Raw genomic sequence first — 20,065 nt, forward strand, 5'->3', positions numbered from 1 at the left:
TAAAGCGTCTCGCATGCGCGAGACGGTAGAGCAACTCCATCTCTAGTCTCTGCCTAAGCAATCTCCCTTGAGCCGATGACCGGAATCGAACCGGTGACCTACTCCTTACCATGGAGTTGCTCTACCAACTGAGCTACATCGGCAAATTCCAACTCCCTTGAGCGGGAGACGAGGCTCGAACTCGCGACCCTCAGCTTGGAAGGCTGATGCTCTACCAACTGAGCTACTCCCGCAGAATCCGCCTCCGGCGGCTTGTTGCTGGTTGATTGTCGATGGTTGATGGAGGAAAAAACCTCTATCGACTATCACCCATCAACGATCAACCATCCCGACATAGTCGGGATTGTGGAGGGGGAAGGATTCGAACCTTCGAAGGCATAAGCCGGCAGATTTACAGTCTGCTCCCTTTGGCCGCTCGGGCACCCCTCCCCTGAACTGCAGGGCGTAGGGTTTAGGGCTTAGAGTTTAGGGAATAAAAAAATTCTGAATCTCTCTACGCCCTAAGCCCTATGCCCTAAACCCTGCCGTTGATGAGCCGACGGCCGGGGTCGAACCGGCGACCTACTGATTACAAATCAGTTGCTCTACCAGCTGAGCTACGTCGGCAAAATCGAAACCCCCGGGTGTCAATCATCTCCGCCCCCACCTCGCTCGAACCAGTGGCGCTCGGCGGGGACCCCCCAGCTGAGCTACGTCGGCAAGCAACTGCAGGGCATAGGGTTTAGAGCGTAGGGCTTAGGGTTTCTCGTATTCCCTAAACCCTATTCCCTAAACCCTGCTTTTAATCACCCTTCCAAATCAAAATCTCAAAGAACAAAAAAATCGCCCAAGACCTCCCCCTACGTGGCAGACATAACCAACCGAATTTATTAATTATTTTTAAATGGCCCTCCGGCCGAATCCGGGTAATGGAAAAAAGTCGGCCGACCTTATTTAAAAAGGGCTTTTATGTCAAGAACAAAGGAGTGATTCAATGAAGTGTAACCGGGGTGATCGCGGGAGAAGAATCGAGAAGGGCATTTTTCTGATCCATGAGCCCTTGTTCGACCTTGCAAAGCTTTTCCGGATTCAGACGTCCCAGCAGTTCGCGGGCCCGAAAATAGACCTTTTTATGCTCGTCAATCTGGTCCAAAAGGGACTGGCGATGGGCAAAAGGAAGGGGCTGTTTGAGATTCAAAATGGCATATTCGAATCCGAACGACGATTTGGTGAGGGTGGCCTCCAACTGCACCGTTAATTCCTCAACCTGTGCCCCATCACTTCCCGCCGACTGAATGTCTCTTTGAAAATTCATCTTTGCCTCTGTACCCCTTAATAGAAGCAAAGACTCGGCCATCCCGCGTTGAATGAAGATTAAATTACATAACTTATTGAATTTATTTATAATTATTAATGTGTCGTGGAACGGAAAATGGGCCAACAAAAGAGGGTTTTGGGGGGTGTACCCCACAATAATAAGTTAAATTTAAAGATTCAGGGTAGTAGACTCGCCATGACATTTTCGATGACTTTTAGAGGACGCTTGGCCTCGATAACGGGGCGGCCAATCACCAGATAATCGCTTCCGTTCTGAAGGGCCTCTGCGGGAGCGAGAATCCTTTTCTGGTCGTCCGATGGACTATCGGGAAGACGAATGCCCGGCGTCACGATGCAAAAATTCCTTCCCGCTTTCTTGCGGATCGCCCCCGCTTCCAGGCCGGAGGCAACCACGCCATCAAGCCCCGATTTTTGTGACAAAGAGGCGAGGGAGGCAACCTGATCGTCAACCGAAAGAGGAATATTCAATTCGTGAAGATCTTCGAAACTTGTCAACACCGTGACGCCGACCGCCAGAGGCGGGGCCATATGCTTTTTTTCGGCTGTTTCCAGAGATGCCTCTTTGGCCCGCCTCATCATTTCGGAACCGCCGGAGGCATGAACATCAAACATCCAGATCCCCATTTTTGTCGCTGTCTCGGCAGAGCGGGCAACGGTATTTGGAATATCGTGAAATTTCAGGTCGAGAAAAACCCGGACCTCCTGGTTGACAATCCGCTCCACAACACGCCGGCCAAACGAAGTAAACAGTTCAAAACCGACCTTGAAGGCGCATCCCGTCACCTTGAGCTTATGAACCAGATTGAGCGCCTTGAGGGAAGACGAGGTGTCGAGGGCAATGATGAGGGGGTTATGCATAAGGCAAATTCCAAATCCCAAATCTCAAATCCCAAATAAACTCCAAAAAAACAAATTCCAATGCCCAAAACAAATGCGTTTTGGAAATTTGAACTTTGAAATTTGGATTTTGTTTGGAATTTGGAATTTGGTCATTGGAATTTATTATACCTGGAGTTTAAAACTTAACAACGATATCGCCTGATCCACCGGCACGACTTCCTTCTTTCCGGTCCGGCGTTCCTTGATTTCCACCTCGTTTTTTTCCAGACCACGGGGACCAATGACAAGCTGGTACGGAATGCCGATGAGATCGGCGTCGTTCAATTTGACCCCCGCCCGTTCGTCCCGTTCATCCCAGAGAACATCCACTCCTTTGGCCCCAAGTTCCTCATAAAATTTTTTCGAGGCCTCCATGACCTTCACATCGGAAGACAAAGAGACGATGTCAACGGCATAAGGGGCGAGGGCCGGCGGCCAGATGATTCCCTTTTCGTCATGGTTCTGCTCGATCGCCGCAGACGCCGTCCGGCCGATGCCGATGCCGTAGCATCCCATGACGATCAATTGCTCCGCCCCTTTTTCGTCGAGATAAATCGCCTTGAGCGCCTTGGAGTATTTTGTGCCGAGGTAAAACACCTGCCCGACTTCAATACCGCGGTGGGCCTCCATGACCCCTTTGGAACACCGGGGGCATTTTTCGCCCTCTTTGGCCTCCGCTTTTTCGATATTGGCGGCGTAGTCGCACTTGTCGCACGAAAAAACGGCGTCTTCTCCGGAGGAGGCCAGGACCTGAAACTCATGTGAAAGGGTCCCGCCGATGACGCCGGTGCCGGCCTCCACGGCGCGGAATTTCAATCCGGAACGCCCGAAAATTTTCCGATAGGCCTCATAGTACCGCTGATAGCTCTTTTTGGCCTCTTCTTCATTCAAGTCGAACGAGTAGCAGTCCTTCATGATAAACTCGCGCCCGCGCATCAGGCCAAAGCGCGGCCTTATCTCGTCGCGGAATTTTGTCTGAATCTGATACAGGCTCAACGGAAGCTGGCGGTACGACCGGATTTCCCTGCGGACCATGTCGGTAATCACCTCCTCGTGCGTGGGGCCGAGGCAAAAATCGCGGTCGTTCCGGTCTTTGACCCGCAGGAGCTCCTTGCCGTAAACATCCCACCGCCCTGTCTCTTTCCAGAGCTCCGCCGGAAGGACCACCGGCAAAAGCACCTCCTGCGCGCCGACAGAGTTCATCTCTTCACGAACGATTTTTTCGATTTTTTGTATGACCCGTAGACCCAAAGGGAGATAGTTGTAGATACCGGAGGCCAGTTTGCGGATAAAGCCGCCGCGGAGCAGGAGCTTGTGGCTTATGACTTCCGCCTCGGCGGGCACCTCGCGGAGCGTGGGCATGAAAAATTGGGAGGCGCGCATGGAGAGAAAGGTTTACCCGACTGTCGGGGAATGTCAAATGTCAAAGTCCAAATTTCAAAAAAATTCCAAAAATACAAAAGACAATGAGTTCATTTGACATTGTCTTTTTTGAGTTTCTTTTGACATTTGAACTTTGACATTTGAACTTTCAGAAAGAGCAAGCCGGCAAGATTCAGCAAGATCAAGATGAGTACCCACTGGCCCAACACCCCAGACCCCCGAGCCCGCTCCAGACTGCAACCGATCAGCTCCTCGCAATTGTCGAAATTCCCGCCGTCACCGCAGGTGGTAGAGGAGCCGGAACTGTCGTCACCATCGCCGCCGGAGGAGGTCCCCCCCGACGATTCGGTGGAAATGGTTCCGAGGTCGGTTGTGCTTCCCGCCGTGCAGTCGGTGACGGTGCCGATTTCTTCCTCCTCAATGCCGGTCAACTGCCCCGACCCGCAGGGACCGACGCTACTGCCGCCAACCCACGAGGAGTCAATCGGCCTGACGGTAATGGTGTAGTCCTTGGCCGGATCGAGACCCCGCAACGTAAAGGCGCCGCAATCGGACAGACATTCCCCATCGCCGTCGGTATAGCTGTCGCCATCGGTATCCTCCGCGGCGGCAAAGGCGCCGGAGACGACGGCGATCGCGTCGGCCTCATCCACCGTCTCGGCCTGCACATCGGCGCACCGCAGATCATTGCCGTCGGTATCCTGAAGAACGCCGGTGACGGCGCAGAGTTCATCTTCCCATGTCGTCACACCGTAGAGCGTCAGCGCGGCCACCTCGTCGTCGCGGGAGGGGGTGATCTGGTCGGGGGAGTCGTAGGCAACCGGGAACATGGTGGGAAGGGCATCGCAGTCGCCATCGCTGTCCGTATCGCATCCCGATTCGGCCAGATCCTGGTTGACCTGCGTGTGGTCGAAGCCGATCATGTGGCCGATTTCGTGAACCATGGTGAAATCGAGATCGTCCTCGGTAAACTCCACCGCGGCATCGGCGCACTCGTCGTCGGTATCGTTGGGATTGTCGGCCAGGCAAAAGCAGTTGAAAAGGGCCTGACCGTCAACAATCTCCGAGCCGTCGTCGTTAAAGGCGTCGGCCCCCGCAAACCCGAGGACATAAAGTTTGTTGGCGCTTCCGAAGACATCCTCCACAATCTCCCCGTCATCGTCGAAGATGACCGGATTGAGGCTGTCGGTCTCCCCCGTGTCTCCGTCAAACAAGACAATAAAATCGGTGTAGTTGGAACCGTCCACCGATCCGATGGCGCCTGTCTCCAGATCGAAGGAGAACTGAATTTTTTCGATGGAACTCCAGTTTTCCAGATTGTCCGAGAGTAGGGTCAGCATCTGGGCATTCGTGAAGGTGGCGCATGCGCCCGATTCGGGGTTGAGTTCCACATCCCCCGAATTGTCCCAGGCGGCGGCCACCCCTTCCTCGTTCACAGCAAGCGGCCCACCGGCGAAAACGGGTGAGGAAAAAAGAATTAAAAAGAAAAGAGGACCGATCAGGCCGAGGATGAATTTTTCTTTCTCTTTAGCAGGGCGCACCGGACATATAGAATACCAGCTATCATCAAAAAAAACATCAAATTTTCTTTTTCACCGGATGAAGGGATCGAACAGCCGCAACCCCCTCCTCCCTCATCGCTTCCGACGCAACCGTCCTCGTCGGGACAGGAGATGGTCGCCACCGCTTCGAGGGCCCGTGTCGATCCTCCCACACAATCCCCCGCGGTCACTTCGTCGATTTCCTCCTCCTCCACATAATCGAGTTGCGCCGAATTGCAGGGGTTGATCCCGGAACCCCCCCTCCATTGCGAATCGATCGGCTTGACGGTGATGGTGTAGCTTTTGGAAGGGTCGAGGCCGCGGAGAATAAAATCGCCACAGTTCGAAAAACATTCGCCGTCGTCTTGCGTGTCGCCGTCGCCGTTTGAGTCTCTCTGCGGCGAGAAGGCCCCCGAGACGACGGCAATGGTATCGGCGGGGGTACCGGTTTCCGCCTGAATATCGGCGCACCGGAGCGGGTCGCCATTGGCATCCTCGAGCGTCCCGGTGACGGTGCAAAAACTTGAGGCGAAGGCCGATCCACCGTACAGCGTCAAAGCGGCCACTTCATCATCCCTCTGCGGGGTGATCTGGTCGGGGGCATCCACCGACTGCGGGTACATGGCAGGAAGGGCGTCGCAATCCCCTTCCGTGTCGGTGTTGCAACTCCCCTCCCCAATCGACTGGTTGACCTGCGTGTGATCCAGCCCCAAAAGGTGGCCGAATTCGTGCATGATGGTGAAATTCAGATCGTCCTCCGTAAAGACAACCCCGCCGGGGCACGAGCCGGAAGGGCTTCCCGTCTGGCACCGGCAGTTGAAAAAGGCCTGCCCTTCCAGGATTTCGGAGCAGTCGTCGTTGAAAATGGCGGGGCCCGCGAAACCAAGGACGGAAAAACGGTTCCCGGCCCCGAAGATGTCGTCCGTAATGGTTCCGTCGTCGTCAAAGACGACCGGGGTGAGGTCATCCCCATCATCGCCGCAGTCGGATGAGGCGGTAAAAAGAGAGGAGTAATTCGAATTATCAATTGAACCGATGATTCCCGTTTCGGGGTCAAACGAAAGGGTAATGTCTGTGATGCCGGACCATTGCGAAAGATTTTCCCCGATCTTTGTCAGCATCGCGCCGTTGTCAAACGAACCGCACGATCCCGATTCGGGGTGATAGGCAATCGCCGCGGAATTATCCCAGGCGGCGGGAACCCCCTCTGTGTTCACCAGAAAGGGGCCGCCCGCCCGGCCGACAGTTGGCGTCAGTAGAAAAAAAGATAGTAAGATAATGACGGAATGTTTTGAACATTGAAATTTGTTTTTTGAAATTTGTTTGGAATTTGGAATTTGAAATTTGAAATTTTGCGCCATCACGGGGTTTTTCGCAGGCGCCATGGTACCATCACCGCAAACGCCAGGATAATGATCCCAATCAGCGGCAAAGGAGAAGAATCCACCGCGCCCATACTGCACCCGAACGCCGACGACACGCTATCATCATCATCATCGTCGCGGTCCCCTTCAACGACACCTCCTTCGGAGGTGGTCTGAATCGTGCCGAGGTCTTCCGTCTCGCCGGCGCCGCAGTTGACACTACCGGCAATCACCTCCTCGTTGATGTCCAACTGCCCATTCGCGCAGGGGCCGACGCTACTGCCGGCGATAAATTCCTCATCGATAGGCCTGACCGTAATTGTATACGTTTTGTCCGGGTCGAGGCCGCGGAGGATGAAATCGCCGCAACCGGAGATACATTCCCCCTCGCCATCGGTGTAGCCGTCGGCCGGGTTGTCATCCTCGGCCTCCGCCAAAGCGCCCGAGACAAACGCAATGGCATCCGCGGGATCCCCCGTTTCCGCCTGCACATCGGCGCACCGGAGGGGATTTCCGTCCACATCGGTCAGACTGCCGGTCACCGTGCAAAAGGAATTGAGACTGGAACCGCCGTACATCGCCAAAAGGGCCACCTCGTCATCCCGCGTCAGCGAGATCTGATCGGCGGCGTCTTCCGAGATGGGATACATGGCGGGGAGATCGTCGCAGTCGCCGTCAGTATCGAGGGAACACCCGTCACCCGTTGTCGCAAGATCGCCGTTCACCTGGGTGTGGTCCAGATTGAGCAGATGGCCTATCTCGTGGGTCATGGTAAAATCCAGGTCGTCCTCGGTGAACTCCGTTTCACCACCGCCGCAAGCAGGCGTAACCGTGCACCCTCCGACACAAAGGCAGTTAAAAATCGCCTGTCCATCGATAATGGATTCGACAATACCGTTGCCGTCGAGCAAAAAACCGTCCGGGCCGGCGCCGCCCAACGTGCCATACTCGTTGCAGGCGCCAAAATAGGCCGAGATGATCTCGCCGGTATCGTCGAAAATGACCGGATTGATTCCATCGTTGATCACATCCACAAATTCTTCGAAATTATCCTCGTCAACCGATCCGAGTTCCCCTTCCACAATGGCAAAGGAAAGGTTGAGGCCGCCGATATCCGACCAGACCGCGATATTTTCGTCGAGCTTGTCGATCGTTTCTGAATTGCTGAAGGCGGCGCAACTCCCCGATTCGGGGTTTAGGGTGATGGGGCTGGAATCGGAGGTCTCCCAGGTGGAGGCCTCGCCGTTCTCGTTGACATACAAGGGGCCGCCGGCCCGGCCCACGGCCGGCGTCAGAAAAAGAAGCGATAAAAAGACAATAATGGCCGGGAAATTCCAAATTCCAAGCGCCAAATTCCAAACGGCATTTTTGGAATTTTTGAATTTGGAATTTGGAATTTGTTTGGAATTTGGAATTTGGAATTTGGAATTTGTATTCATTGTTATTTCTCCAGAATGGCATTGATGACCGATTTGAATTCCTCGTAATCGCCGGATGAACCGGATGAGCCGAGCTTTTTCAGCATCGCGCCCTTGCCGGGAAGTTTTGCCTCCATATTCTTAAAGAGCGTTTTGCGGGTATGCAGGTCGGGAATCGTCCACTTGCCCCCTGTTTTTTCCATCGGGAAATGCCCCTGAAAAACCCCCATGGGCGCCGTCAGGCCGGTCTTGTCCGAGTCGCCCGCCAGAAACAGCAGATATGTCTTCCCCACTTCGTACTCCGGAAGGCCAAAATTGACGCGGGCCATGGAGTTCCCCGAGCTTTCGGTCCCTTGGGCGACCTGTTTGATGGTGAGGTGCTCCGGGCAATCCCCCTTGAGGCATTCAAGCACTTCAAAGGTATACCAGGTGACCGAAAGTCCGCTCTCCGCCTCATCCAGTTCCACCTGTTTATCCTCGCAGGTCACCTGCACAATCCGCGGCGCCATGCGGGTGAGTTGGTCGAGGCTTAGCGGCTTCACGGTGAGCGCCCGCGCAAAGGGGCTTGAAATAAGGACAAAAATAACGCTTAATAGCCAAAGTTTGATCGTTTTCATTCGGATTTTCCTTTCGATTTTTGGAAAGACTTGTAATATTAGCTGGTTGGACCCGGCCAGTCAACGTTTATAGTGGGGCTATCATACCCTAAGTGAAAGAATGATGTCAATGACACCACGAAAAATATCGATTATTGCGGCGGCGCTTTTTGCCCTGTTGATTGTTTCGGGCAAAGGCTCTTCATTCATTTCTATTGTCGGCCCCGGCGGCGAAAATAAAAACCTCGACCAGATCAAAAAAATCACCCGCGCCGTCTATCTGATTCAGCAGAACTATTACGACCCCCGCCGGATTCACCCCGATAAAATGCTCCGCGAGGGGCTTTTTACCCTCTCCAAAAAAATTCCGGAAATGCTGGTTGAATTTCCCGAAACCGGCGTCGGATTGTTTGCCGTTTCCATCGGCAGGGAAAAAACCGAAATCCCCATCCCGGTTGTTCACAAGCTCTTTGACATCCTCCCCCCCGCCGCGGAAACTTTTTCCTTTCTCCAGAAAAATTACCGGGGAAAGGTCACCGTCGATGAGGAGGAATACGCCTTCATCAACGGCATGCTCGAAACGCTCGACCCCCATTCGAACCTTTTGACACCGGAGGTCTTTGACGAATTCAAGACGCAGACCGAGGGGGAATACGGCGGCATCGGCATTGTTGTCGGCATCAAGGACGATGAGCTGACCGTCATCGCCCCGCTGGAGGGAACCCCCGCCATCCGGGCGGGGCTGAAGACGGACGATAAAATCATCCAGATCGACGACCTCCTCACCGTAAACATGTCGCTCTCCGAGGCGGTGGAACGCCTGCGCGGAAAGGTCAGTTCCAGGGTGACCCTTCATCTTGAGCGGAAAAACCACAACCCCTTCGAGGTGACGCTGGTGCGGGAAAAAATAATCATCGAAAGCGTCTGGGGAAAGGCCCTCACTGCGGGAGAAAAAAGGATCGCCTTTTTGAGGGTCCGCAGTTTTCAGGAAGACACGTATGCCGACCTGGAAAAGGAATTTGAGAAAATCAAAGCGGCGGGGCCGGTGGATGGAATCATTCTCGACCTTCGGAACAACCCCGGCGGCCTGCTCGATCAATCGCTTCTCATGGCCGACAAGTTTTTGGACTCGGGCGACATCCTTTTTACCGTCGGCCCCAACAATGCCGATGAGGAAATCACCCGCGCCCAGAGGGGGAATGACGCGACAACGGAACCGCTCGTGGTGCTGGTCGATTCCGGTTCGGCCTCCGCCTCGGAGATCGTGGCCGGAGCCCTCAAGCGAAACGACCGGGCGATGGTGATGGGAATGCAGACCTTCGGAAAGGGCTCGGTGCAGTCGCTGTTCAACCTGAAGGACGGTTCGGCGCTCAAGCTGACCGTGGCCCAGTACTTAACCCCCAAACGGATTTCCATTCAGGCGGTGGGGATCACGCCGGATGTCCTTTTGGCGCCAAGCATTATCGAAGAGGAGGCCTTTGATGTGGTGGAGGGGGAAGGGTTCGGCGAAAAAAGCCTGGAGGAACACCTGGAAAATCCGGAATACATCCAGCAGACAAAGCCCTTTTACAGCTTCCATTTTCTTGACCGCCCGAAAAAAGAGGAGGAGACCGACAAAACCGAATACACCCTCAAGGTGGATGAAAAAAACGACTTCATCCTGGCGCTGGCGCTTAAAGTTCTGGCCCAGACCGGGGAGGTGAACCGCGACAAAATGCTGGAGCAGATCCGGCCGCTTTTGGAAAAAGAGGCGGGGGGGCAGGACCAGTTGATCACGCAGGCGCTCAAGCAGAAAAATATTGATTTTACCCGCGATGGGGGTCCGGAGTCCCATTCGGGCCATCCGGCCGGCGGCCCTGCCGCCCCTGCCGCCCTGGGTTTTTCGTCCCGGTTTCTCGACAAGGCGACAAACAAACCGGCAACGGCAATCAATGCGGGCGATGAGGTGGTCTGGACCGTCACCGCGAAGAACGAGGGCAAAATCGACGCCCTGCGTCTGGTGGGGGTCGTGAAGTCGGAAAATCCGCTGATTGACGGGAGGGAGTTTGTCTTCGGGCGGGTTAAAGGAGGGGAGAGCCGGGAGGCCCGCGTCACGCTTAAAATTCCTGATGACATCATTTCGTTTGCCGAGGACGCAAAGATCGAATTTGTCTCGGACAACAGGGGGGTTATCCCTCCGTTGTCGGTCGTCACGCAATTCGTGGAAAAACCGAAGCCGGTTTTCACCTGGCGGTACCGGCTTTTCGACAACGGCTCCGAGGGGTCGTCGGGAAACGGCAACGGCCTGGTTGAAAAGGGGGAGACGATCGCGTTAATGGTGACCATAAGAAACGAGAGCCCAAACCCGGCCAGCGATGTGGCGGTCAATCTGAAAAACACCGAGAAGAAAAGCCTCATCCCTTTGACCTCGGGCCGGGTCATCCTGCCATCGATCGATCCCTCTGCGGAAAGTCAGGCCAGGCTGGCCTTCCGGATCCCCGCTGATTTTGCCAAAACCGAGGCCGAGTTGGAGCTTTCGGTGAGGGACAAGGCCACGCGGGCGGGATTTGAGGATGAACTGACATTTTTTCTGGGTGGCAGTGCAAAAACGCCGGCTTCTCCCCTCCCGGATACGGCGCAGGTTCTGCCGCACATTCAGATAACCAGCCAGATGTCGGCGGCCAACCGCCAGTTTTTGGATTTAACCGGCCAGGCAGAAGACGACCGGGCGTTAAAGGACCTGATCATCTACGCGGGGGGAAAGAAGATATTCTATCAGGCCAACCCGGTTGATCGGCCGGCCAAAATAATGCCCTTTTCTGCCCGCATCCCCCTTGAAGAGGGGGCTAATTTTATCGCCATCGAGGCGAGAGACAACCGCGATCTTTCCGCCCGAAAGGTCATCTCGGTGATGGGAACCCCCAAAAAGGCTTATGTCAGCCAGTCTCCCCCACAGGCGGACGCCCTTCCGTGAAGATATTTTTACTGTGAGTGCGCCAACCGTTGTCGCCGGCTATTTTGGCCCTTTGCCCCGGCGATTGGCCCTTTCCAGATTTTCCCGCGCCTCGCCGTCGGCCGGGTTCAGCCTCAAGACGGCCTGGTATTCCCTGATGGCCTCCTCCCAGTTTCCCTGGGCGGAGTAGATATTCCCCAGATTGAAGCGGGCATCGATGTCATCGGGTCGCAAACGGACCGCTTTTTTATAGGCCTCGACAGCCTCCTCCGGGCGCCCCTCCGCCCTATAAGCAACACCGAGGTTATTGTAGGCCGAGGCGTAGTCGGGATTCAGGCGAATCGCGGCCTGAAATTCCGCAATCGCCTCCGGGAGACGCCCCTGTTCCTTGTAAACGGCCCCCAGGTTGTTGTGGACCGTGGCGTTGTTTGTGTTGACGAGGAGGCCGCTTGCAAATTTTCGAACGGCCCTCTCCAATCCCGCCTCATCCAGGCGATCGAACATCACGTTGTTGCGGGTAACCGAATAATCCGGACTTGATTGGAGAGCGGCCTGAAATTCCGCGATCGCCTCAGGGAGGCGCCCCTGCTCCTTGTAGACACGGCCGAGGTTGTTGTGCACCTCGGCATAATCCGGCTTCAGGCGAAGGGCGGTTTTATATTCTTCAACCGCCGCTTCCCTCATCCCCCTCTCGGAATAGGCCATCCCCAGGCCATGATGCCCCCTTGCCTTGGCCGGGGATTTTCCGACCACGTCCCGCCAAAAGGTGAGATCGTCCTTCCAGACCTCGTTTCGCCGGTGGGTGGCAACGGCAAATCCGGCAAGGGAAGCACAAACAAAAAGGGCAATCGGGACCCGGGCTTTTTTCCATCGTTCGAACGCGCCGGCGAGTACTACGGCCATCGCCGAAAAAAAACCGACGCTCGGCAAATAAAGCCGGTGTTCAAAAATCACATCCCTGATGGGGACAATCGAGGATTCAATCGAAAGGGTCAGGAAGAACCAGAAGATCCCGAAGGCGATCAGCCTCAAGTGAGGCGAAAGGGGCGATAGCCGGCCGGCGCGCCGCAAAAGATAAAACGCCAGGCCATGGAGAGAGAGCAGGAATAAAAGGGAGCCGAACACCTGCGGGATGAACGGCGAATGAAAGACAGGATAATCATAGTCCGCATTCTGGTTTACGGGCCAAACCAGCAACCGGAGATAGGTGACAATGACACGGAACTGCGTGAAAAGATAATCAAGGCGGCCGATCTCGGCGGTGTCGCGGCCGAATCGCCCTCCCGTCAAATCCCACAGGGCATCCCCTTGGGCCAGCGGAATAAGCGACAGAGTCAGAAAAAACGGAATCAGCGGAGTCCATCGCCTTTTGGCCCCGGATCTGAAAAAAATCCCCTCCACCAGGAAAATCGCAAAGGGAAGGGTAAAACTGTTCTCCTTGGTTTTCATGGCGAGGAGAGTTGCAACTAACGAAGCGATATACCACCCGGCACGGGTCCCAAGCCTCCATTTCAGATAGCAGACCACCGCCAGAAGATAGAAGAAGGCAACCAGCGAGGAAAAACGCTGGACAATGTAGGTGACCGCCTGGGTTTGGACGGGATGCACAATGAAAACGAGGGCGGCAACCAAAGCAATCCACGATCCTCGATCTTCCATCTTCGATCTTCCAATGTTGACCGAAGATCGTTGATCGAAGGTCGAAGATCGAAAGAGAAGCAACACCAGCCAATAAACCAGAAACCCGTTGGCAATATGGACCAACAGATTGACAAGGTGATAGCCGAAAACATTCAAGCCCCAAAAATGGTAGTTGAGGGCAAAAGAGAGATAACCCACGGACCGGGCGCCGGAGAGGCCGAGAAAACGGGAGAAATCCCTGATCCCCGGGTTTTCAACAATGTTGATGACATCATCGAAAAGAAAAGGGCCAAAGAAAGTGTTGGAATAGGTGAAAAATGCCGTCAGGGCAAGGAGGAGGATCGGAAGCGGCCTAATCCGGGTCATTTATACTTGGGGCCCTTTCGGCCCGTTTGTCGCTACTCGCGTCGATCTATTTCGGGCCTCAAATGGCCCCAAACCCCGCGCTCGCCACTGGCAAAGCCAGATGGCTCGCTTTTTTCGCATGTTACGCAACTTCCCCGCAAAATGCAAAGAAGTTGCCGGGTAGTCTTGCCTATTGCCTTTCTTCAATCGTCGGGTTATAGGCCCATCTTTATTATTTCAGGAAGGAATAACAATTATGGACACCAAAAAAGTAACCATTCGCAAACCGGAAGGAAAACTGGGGGTTCTGCTGGTGGGGCTGGGGGCCGTCTCCACCACCTTTGTCGCCGGCGTTGAGGCGGCAAAAAAGCAGGTGAGGAAGCCGATCGGCTCTTTAACCCAGATAGGGCACATCCGGCTGGGCAAGCGCACCGACAATAAAAACCCGCTGGTGAAGGAGCTTGTCCCGCTGGCCGATTTGAACGACCTCGTCTACGGCGCCTGGGACCTTTTTCCGGACAATGGTTACGAGGCGGCTTGCAAGGCCGGCGTCATTCCCCGCGATCTGCTCGACCAGATCAAAACCGACCTTTCCTCCATTGAACCGATAAAGGCGGTTTACGACAAAAACTATCTCCGCAGGCTCGATGGAAAAAACATCAAAACACTTCCGAATAAAATGGACCTGGCGGAGGCCCTCGTCAAGGATATCGAAGACTTCCGGACAAAAAACAGATGTAACCGGCTGGTGATGATCTGGTGCGGCTCGACAGAGGCCTATTGCACCGTTCAAAATGAACATAAGAGCTTGAAGGCCTTTGAAGAGGGCTTAAAAGCCAACAGCGCCAACATCCCCCCCAGCATGATTTACGCCTATGCGGCGATGAAGTCGGGAATCGGCTACGCCAACGGCGCCCCCAATTTGACGGTGGACACCCCCGCCCTTCTGGAACTGGCGCAGGAAAAAAATGTCCCCGTTTCAGGAAAGGATTTTAAAACCGGCCAGACGCTTTTGAAGACAATCATTGCGCCGGGACTGCGGGCCCGTTACCTGGGAATTGCCGGCTGGTATTCGACGAATATTCTCGGCAACCGCGACGGCGAGGTGCTGGACGATCCCGCCAATTTCAAGACCAAGGAAGAGAGCAAACTCTCGGTGCTCGATACAATTTTACAGCCCCATATTTACCCCGACCTCTACGGCAACCTCTACCACAAGGTGCGTATCAACTATTATCCCCCGCGCGGCGACAACAAGGAGGGGTGGGATAACATCGACATCGTCGGCTGGCTGGGTCTGCCGATGCAGTTGAAAATCGATTTCCTCTGCAGAGACTCCATCCTGGCCGCCCCTCTTGTTCTCGACCTCGTTCTTTTTATGGATCTGGCCCACCGGGCGGGGTTGCGCGGCATCCAGGAATGGCTCTCCTTCTACTTCAAGTCGCCCATGACCAAGGAAGGGCTTTACCCCGAACACAATCTCTTCATCCAGGAAATGAAGTTGAAAAACACCCTTCGCTACCTGATGGGCGAGGAGCAGATCACCCACCTCGGGCTGGATTACTACCAGAGTTGACGGCAACCTTGACCCATTCCGGAAAACGCCCGGCAAAATCTTGAAGTCTTTTCCGGTTTAATCCCTTCAGATAAAATTTTTCCGAGACAAGATGTCTCCGCCCCAACCTTCCGCGGATGTAGAGAAGATCGAGCCAGGCCTTTTCGGGAAAGGCGATTCGGCGCGCGTCAAAACCAAAAAAGAGCGACGGCTGAAGGTGAACAAACCGGATGGCGCCAAGGGGCGTTTGGAACCGGCGGGGACGTCCGGTGGCGGCCATGGTCAATTCCCCCCGCGGCGACTGGGACAAAAGGTTGTGGCGATAGAGCGCCGATTCGAAAGAGAGATAAGAGGGGGAAACCAGAGAAAGGCCCACATCGAGAATCTCCGGCGGATCCATCAGATTCAACCAGAGATTACCGACCCGCCCCACAAGCCCCTTTTTGGCCCCTCGGAGAAGGGTCATCGCCGCAGAGGGGCGCGATTCCCCGGCCAAGGCCGCCATTTCCTTGAGCGTAAAAACCCTTTTCTTGTGATCACGGGCGAGGCGGTTTAACTGTTGAATCAGTTCGATGAGTGTCATGGCTTAAGCCCCTTGAAGAAGCCGGCACCGGGCGACAATGTCGTTCAAGACAGCCGGCTTTTGAAAATCAGGCGGCAGATAACGCCTCCACTCCCCGCGCGCCCTTTCGAGGGAGGCTTCCCCGGACAACCGGGACTTAAAGAGCGGCCAGAATTCCCCCCCTTTCAGGGAACGTTCCCTCATTTTCCTTTCCACAAATTCGAAAATAAGGCGGCTCCGCGACATCCAGTCCTCCGATCGGAGCCAGTGAAACCAGAGATCGAAAAGATCCCGTCCCCCCAGATAGCGCCGGCACGCTACGGCGATGATCTTCTCCGCCATAATTTCGTCGATTTCCAGCGCCTCGCAAACAAAGGGGGGAATGGACGGATAGGTGATCACCAGGGGACGGGAGGTATGCGCCGCAAACTTTTGAGAATCGATATGAAGCCGGACCGACTCGGCGCGTCCCATACGGATGGTCAGCCGCCAGGTCCGGCCTCCCCGCTCTGGGGCCAAAAGGGTCACCGGACTTTGAAACCACCCCTCCAACTCCGCGCGGGCCCTGATCAATCCCGCCTTAAGATTTTGGGGATCGGAGACCTGGGTTAGATCCACATCCGGATTGCCGTACCCCAAAACAAGCGCCGTCCCCCCCATAAACCGAGCCAAAGGGTCCGAGAGATGACGGAGCGCCGCCACCTGCATGAAGGTCTGGGCGCTCTCCTTTATGGAAAGGCCCTTCTCACGGGCATAGACCCCTGCCGCTTCCGGATACATAGTTATTTATTAACATAATAGTTAATAAACTACAATATAAAATTAACCGCTTTTTTCTCTCCTTGAATCCCCCCTCCCCGTTGGATAGACTCCCCGCATGTCTTCCCCCAGACCTTCCCGTTTCAGGTTTCTGCGCGCTTACTGGATCACTTTTTTGATCCTTGGGCAGTATCTATTTCTTTTTCTCTTGAGAAAAATCATCTCCGAGGCGCGAACGGAAGGCTTGATGCTCCGGACGCACCAGAAAACGGCCAAGCGGATTGTCGCCAATATTCTAAAACTCAAAGGGCTCTACATTAAAATCGGCCAGACCCTCTCGATGATGACCAACTTTTTGCCGCAGGTATTGACCGAAGGACTTGAGGAACTGCAGGATGCCGTCCCCCCGCACCCTTACGAGGAAATGAAGAAACGTTTTTTTGCCGACTTCGGCAAAAGTCCGGAGGCTATTTTCAAATCGATTGAAAAAACGCCGATCGCCTCCGCCTCGCTGGGGCAGGTGCATGTCGCCCATGCGAAGGACGATGCCCGGCAGGCCGCCACGTGGCAAGCCGCCACGCGGCAGGCCGCCTCGGCCAAACTGGCGGTTAAATTCCAATACCCCGACATTGACCGGATTGTCCGGCAGGATCTGAAAACCATCCGCAAGATTTTCGGACTGATGAATTTTATTTTTCCAAACTACGGCCTCAAAAACATCTACAACGAATGCGCCCAGATGATTTTGCAGGAGCTTGACTTTGAGGCCGAGGGGAAAAATCTGGAGCGGATTCGCGCCAATTTCGGGGCCGATCCCAAATATGTCTTTCCAAAAGTCCATTGGAATTTGTCGAGCAAAAAAATTCTGACGGCGGAATTCATCGACGGGATCAAGGTGACCAATCTGGAGGCTTTGAAGGGGGCCGGCATCGACCCGCAGGAGGTGGCGGTTTCGCTGATCCACTCATACTGCAAACAGATATTCATCGACGGCGTTTTTCACGCCGATCCGCATCCAGGGAATATTATCATTATCCCTGCCTCCCCCTCTCCCGGTCCGCCACAAATACATGGCGGACCACCCTCTCCCCAAAGGGGCGAGGGAAATAATGAAGTGGGCTTTCAGGTGGCCATGGTCGATTTCGGCGCCACGGCAACCCTTTCGCCGCGCATCAAATCGGGCATCGCCCTTTTTGTGGAGGGGCTCATCAAAAAAGACACCCGCGTCATCTCCATGGCGATGAAGGAGATGGGATTTATCACCAAACGGGAAAACGAGGAGACCTTCGACCGTGTGGTGGAGTACTTCTACGGCAAAATCAAGGGGATCAAGATCGACAATTTCCGCGAGATCAACATCTCCCAGTTTCAGCATTTAAGCGACATCATCGAGCTCAAAAAAAAGGATATCAGCCTGCGCGAGTTGACCGGCGCCTTCCATGTTCCGAAAGACTGGATTCTTCTGGAACGGGCGCTTATTTTGATGATGGGCCTTACGGCCTACCTGGCCCCCCAGTTGAACCCGATGGACATCATCCTTCCGTACGTGGAGCAGTTTGTTTTGGGTAAAGACAAAAAGGTGACCGATTTAATTTTGCAGGCCAGCCGGGAACTGATCATCTCTTATATCAGCCTCCCCACCGATCTGCACAAACTGATCCGCAGGCTCGAAGAGGGAAAGATTTCTTTTTACGACAAAAAACAGCGCGAACAGGACGAAAAGCTCTACCGTTCGGCGCATCAGCTCATCTACACCCTTCTTATTATCCTCGGATCGACCATGGCGTATCTAATGCACCGGGAGGGGAATATGGAATGGGTGACACGCCTGAAGTTTGGCACGGGATTTTTTGGACTCGTCTTGTTTTGGAGTTTGTTCAAGAACAGGAGATAGCCGTATGCAACCAAAAGCGCCCTCCGAATCACGCGTGGAAATGACCGAGCTGGTCATGCCCGAGCACACCAATGCCATTGGCACCATCTTTGGCGGGCAGGTCATGGCCTGGATCGACACCTCTGCCGCCATCTGCGCCTTCCGCCACTGCCGAAAGATGTGCGTCACCGCCTCGATGGATGCCGTCGATTTCATCTCGCCCGTCAGGCTGGGACAGATCGTTATCCTGCAGGCAAACGTTAATTACACCGGCCGGACCTCCATGGAAATCGGGGTCCGTGTGACCTCGTTCCGAGGTCCCGCCGCTTTTGATCCGGACAGAGGAGGAGAAAAAGTGGTATAAAGAGGGGGAGGAACGGAGAAAAGCCAGGCTTCAGCAAAAGCAATGAAAAATGTCAAAGTTCAAATGTCAAAGGAATTTCAAAACGACAAGGTCAAATTTGACATTTGAAATTGGTTTTTCCTTTGAACTTTGAGTTTTGTCATTTGACATTTCATGAATTTCTTTATTTCAACAAATCACCGCCGCAAAATCACCTTTTTTCTTTTTACATCCGTCCTTTTCCATCTTCTTCTTTTTTTTCTTCTCCGGAGCGGTCTGGACAAACTCGCCTCGCTAAAGCCGCCGCCCACACCGCCTCCTATTTGGGTCGAGTTGAAAAAAATGGAACTCCCGCAGAGGATCGCCGACATTCCTCAACCGCCAAAAGAGGAAACGCCGGAAAAACCTTCCGCCCAGGCCCTCTACAGCCAGAAAGTTCCGGAGGAGACGGTGAACCCGGCCCCTCCGGCCGCCAGCCCGGCTCGGGCTGTTCCGCAGAAAAAACCGGCTACCGAAAAAAAACCGGCTGAGCCGGTTCGGCCGGCCGAATCGTTCAAGACAAAAGAAGAGCTCTACGCCGCCCGTCAGCCGGATAGAATGAAAGACATTTTCCAGACACCTCCGCCTTCCCGGCATCTGCCGGGGCTTCCCGACGAGGTGATGGATTCCGCCCCTTCGTCGACGGATGATTATTTTCCCGACTACAAAATCGGCGGCAGAACCTACTTAAACACGCTGGGGAATTCCAACATCCGCTATTTTGTGGAGCTCAAAAGGAAGTTCAAGCTCACCTTCAACCCGGCGCCCGCGCTTCGGGGCCGGATCAACGAAATTTCGCGCGGGAAGATCGACGTGGTGCTGGGGGTGAGTGTCGACGGCAACGGAGAACTGGCCGAGCTGATGGTGATCCGCTCATCGGGGATTGAAAGTTACGACAAGGAAGGGATCCGTACCGTCCGCGCCTCGGCTCCCTTTTCCGCCCCGCCGGCCAATCTTCTGGAACAAGACGGCATGATCCACATGGCATGGACGTTTATTGTATATTTGTAAGTGGCCGGAGAGGGGGCATTTTGGCGGAGCAATTTTTGTTCCCCGCCGGACATAGAGCCGGCGAGACAATAAAACTTCGGACGGCTTACAAAAATTGCGTAGCCGGAAGGCCCCCTCTCCGGCCACTGTCACTGTAGCATCCCGGGCATGGCGAGGGTGAACGGGGCGATCGCGGCGTCGAACCGGCCGCCGCCTTCGGCGGCCATTTCGTATGAGCCCTGCATGGTCCCCACCGGCGTGGCGAGCGGGCAAAAGCTGGAATAATGAAAACTCTCGCCGGGATGAAGCAGAGGTTGTTGGCCGATAACCCCCGCCCCGCGGACCTCTTCCTTCTTTCCGTCGGCGTTCGTGATGATCCAGTGCCGGTTGAGCAACTGGACCGTCTCCTCCCCCTGATTGGTTATGGTCACATGGTAGGAGAAAAAATAGTAGTTGTTCTCCGGGACCGACTCGCCGGGGAGGTATTCGGCCTCAACCTGAACACGAACGCCGCGGGTGGTGGCCATG

General features: G+C 54.7%; 15 protein-coding genes, 4 tRNA genes and 1 pseudogene. 5 read left to right on the top strand and 15 right to left on the bottom strand.

The window, feature by feature from the left end; all coding sequences use genetic code 11:
* Positions 1-70: 70 nt before the first annotated feature.
* From HYU99_04395 to HYU99_04445, 11 genes are all read right to left on the bottom strand, one after another.
* A tRNA-Thr gene (locus HYU99_04395) sits at positions 71-143 on the bottom strand.
* A gap of 17 nt (positions 144-160) precedes the next feature.
* A tRNA-Gly gene (locus HYU99_04400) sits at positions 161-233 on the bottom strand.
* Between the two features lie 113 nt (positions 234-346).
* Positions 347-429, bottom strand: a tRNA-Tyr gene (locus HYU99_04405).
* 104 nt (positions 430-533) lie between these two features.
* Positions 534-606: transfer RNA gene (locus HYU99_04410), tRNA-Thr, on the bottom strand.
* A 364-nt stretch (positions 607-970) separates the two neighbouring features.
* Positions 971-1,294: a hypothetical protein gene (locus HYU99_04415; protein ID MBI2339598.1), complete on the bottom strand. Its 324-nt coding sequence runs from the start codon at positions 1,292-1,294 to the stop codon at positions 971-973.
* A 179-nt stretch (positions 1,295-1,473) separates the two neighbouring features.
* Positions 1,474-2,175, bottom strand: a complete 702-nt coding sequence (gene pyrF, locus HYU99_04420; protein ID MBI2339599.1) for an orotidine-5'-phosphate decarboxylase — start codon at positions 2,173-2,175, stop codon at positions 1,474-1,476.
* A 144-nt stretch (positions 2,176-2,319) separates the two neighbouring features.
* A complete protein-coding gene (gene proS, locus HYU99_04425; GenBank protein ID MBI2339600.1) occupies positions 2,320-3,579 on the bottom strand; it encodes a proline--tRNA ligase in 1,260 nt (419 codons plus the stop codon).
* 89 nt (positions 3,580-3,668) lie between these two features.
* A complete protein-coding gene (locus HYU99_04430) occupies positions 3,669-5,120 on the bottom strand; it encodes a hypothetical protein (protein ID MBI2339601.1) in 1,452 nt (483 codons plus the stop codon).
* A complete protein-coding gene (locus HYU99_04435; GenBank protein MBI2339602.1) occupies positions 5,078-6,337 on the bottom strand; it encodes a hypothetical protein in 1,260 nt (419 codons plus the stop codon). Before HYU99_04435 ends, HYU99_04430 begins: the two co-directional genes overlap by 43 nt.
* A 143-nt stretch (positions 6,338-6,480) precedes the next feature.
* On the bottom strand, positions 6,481-7,923 hold the full coding sequence (locus HYU99_04440; protein ID MBI2339603.1) for a hypothetical protein: 1,443 nt from the start codon (positions 7,921-7,923) through the stop codon (positions 6,481-6,483).
* A 2-nt stretch (positions 7,924-7,925) separates the two neighbouring features.
* Positions 7,926-8,519: a hypothetical protein gene (locus tag HYU99_04445; protein MBI2339604.1), complete on the bottom strand. Its 594-nt coding sequence runs from the start codon at positions 8,517-8,519 to the stop codon at positions 7,926-7,928.
* A gap of 109 nt (positions 8,520-8,628) precedes the next feature.
* On the opposite strand from HYU99_04445, the gene HYU99_04450 reads away from it, so the two are divergent.
* Positions 8,629-11,451, top strand: coding sequence for a PDZ domain-containing protein (locus HYU99_04450; protein ID MBI2339605.1), 2,823 nt, complete (start codon positions 8,629-8,631; stop codon positions 11,449-11,451).
* A 39-nt stretch (positions 11,452-11,490) separates the two neighbouring features.
* Here HYU99_04450 and HYU99_04455 read toward each other — a convergent pair whose 3' ends face one another.
* Positions 11,491-13,437, bottom strand: coding sequence for a tetratricopeptide repeat protein (locus HYU99_04455; protein ID MBI2339606.1), 1,947 nt, complete (start codon positions 13,435-13,437; stop codon positions 11,491-11,493).
* Between the two features lie 235 nt (positions 13,438-13,672).
* Here HYU99_04455 and HYU99_04460 point away from each other — a divergent pair, with 235 nt between their 5' ends.
* A complete protein-coding gene (locus HYU99_04460; GenBank protein MBI2339607.1) occupies positions 13,673-14,992 on the top strand; it encodes an inositol-3-phosphate synthase in 1,320 nt (439 codons plus the stop codon).
* Here the strand turns inward: HYU99_04460 and HYU99_04465 are convergent.
* Both HYU99_04465 and HYU99_04470 read right to left on the bottom strand, forming a co-directional pair.
* Positions 14,958-15,554, bottom strand: coding sequence for a hypothetical protein (locus HYU99_04465; GenBank protein MBI2339608.1), 597 nt, complete (start codon positions 15,552-15,554; stop codon positions 14,958-14,960). The two genes, HYU99_04460 and HYU99_04465, sit on opposite strands and share 35 nt — an antisense overlap.
* A gap of 3 nt (positions 15,555-15,557) precedes the next feature.
* Positions 15,558-16,313, bottom strand: a complete 756-nt coding sequence (locus tag HYU99_04470; protein MBI2339609.1) for a nucleotidyl transferase AbiEii/AbiGii toxin family protein — start codon at positions 16,311-16,313, stop codon at positions 15,558-15,560.
* Between the two features lie 97 nt (positions 16,314-16,410).
* Here HYU99_04470 and HYU99_04475 point away from each other — a divergent pair, with 97 nt between their 5' ends.
* From HYU99_04475 to HYU99_04485, 3 genes and pseudogenes are all read left to right on the top strand, one after another.
* The gene (locus HYU99_04475; protein ID MBI2339610.1) at positions 16,411-18,186 is read left to right on the top strand and encodes an AarF/ABC1/UbiB kinase family protein; all 1,776 of its coding nucleotides are present in this window, start codon (positions 16,411-16,413) and stop codon (positions 18,184-18,186) included.
* A 4-nt stretch (positions 18,187-18,190) separates the two neighbouring features.
* A pseudogene (locus HYU99_04480) lies at positions 18,191-18,575 on the top strand (acyl-CoA thioesterase).
* A 107-nt stretch (positions 18,576-18,682) separates the two neighbouring features.
* Entirely contained in the window at positions 18,683-19,558 is an 876-nt protein-coding gene (locus tag HYU99_04485; GenBank protein ID MBI2339611.1) for a TonB C-terminal domain-containing protein, read from the top strand.
* A 128-nt stretch (positions 19,559-19,686) separates the two neighbouring features.
* On the opposite strand, the gene apaG is transcribed toward HYU99_04485, so the two are convergent.
* Entirely contained in the window at positions 19,687-20,064 is a 378-nt protein-coding gene (gene apaG / locus HYU99_04490; protein MBI2339612.1) for a Co2+/Mg2+ efflux protein ApaG, read from the bottom strand.
* Between the last annotated feature and the right edge of the window lies 1 nt (position 20,065).

Source organism: Deltaproteobacteria bacterium (genome assembly GCA_016183175.1).
GTDB lineage: Bacteria > UBA10199 > UBA10199 > UBA10199 > SBBF01 > JACPFC01.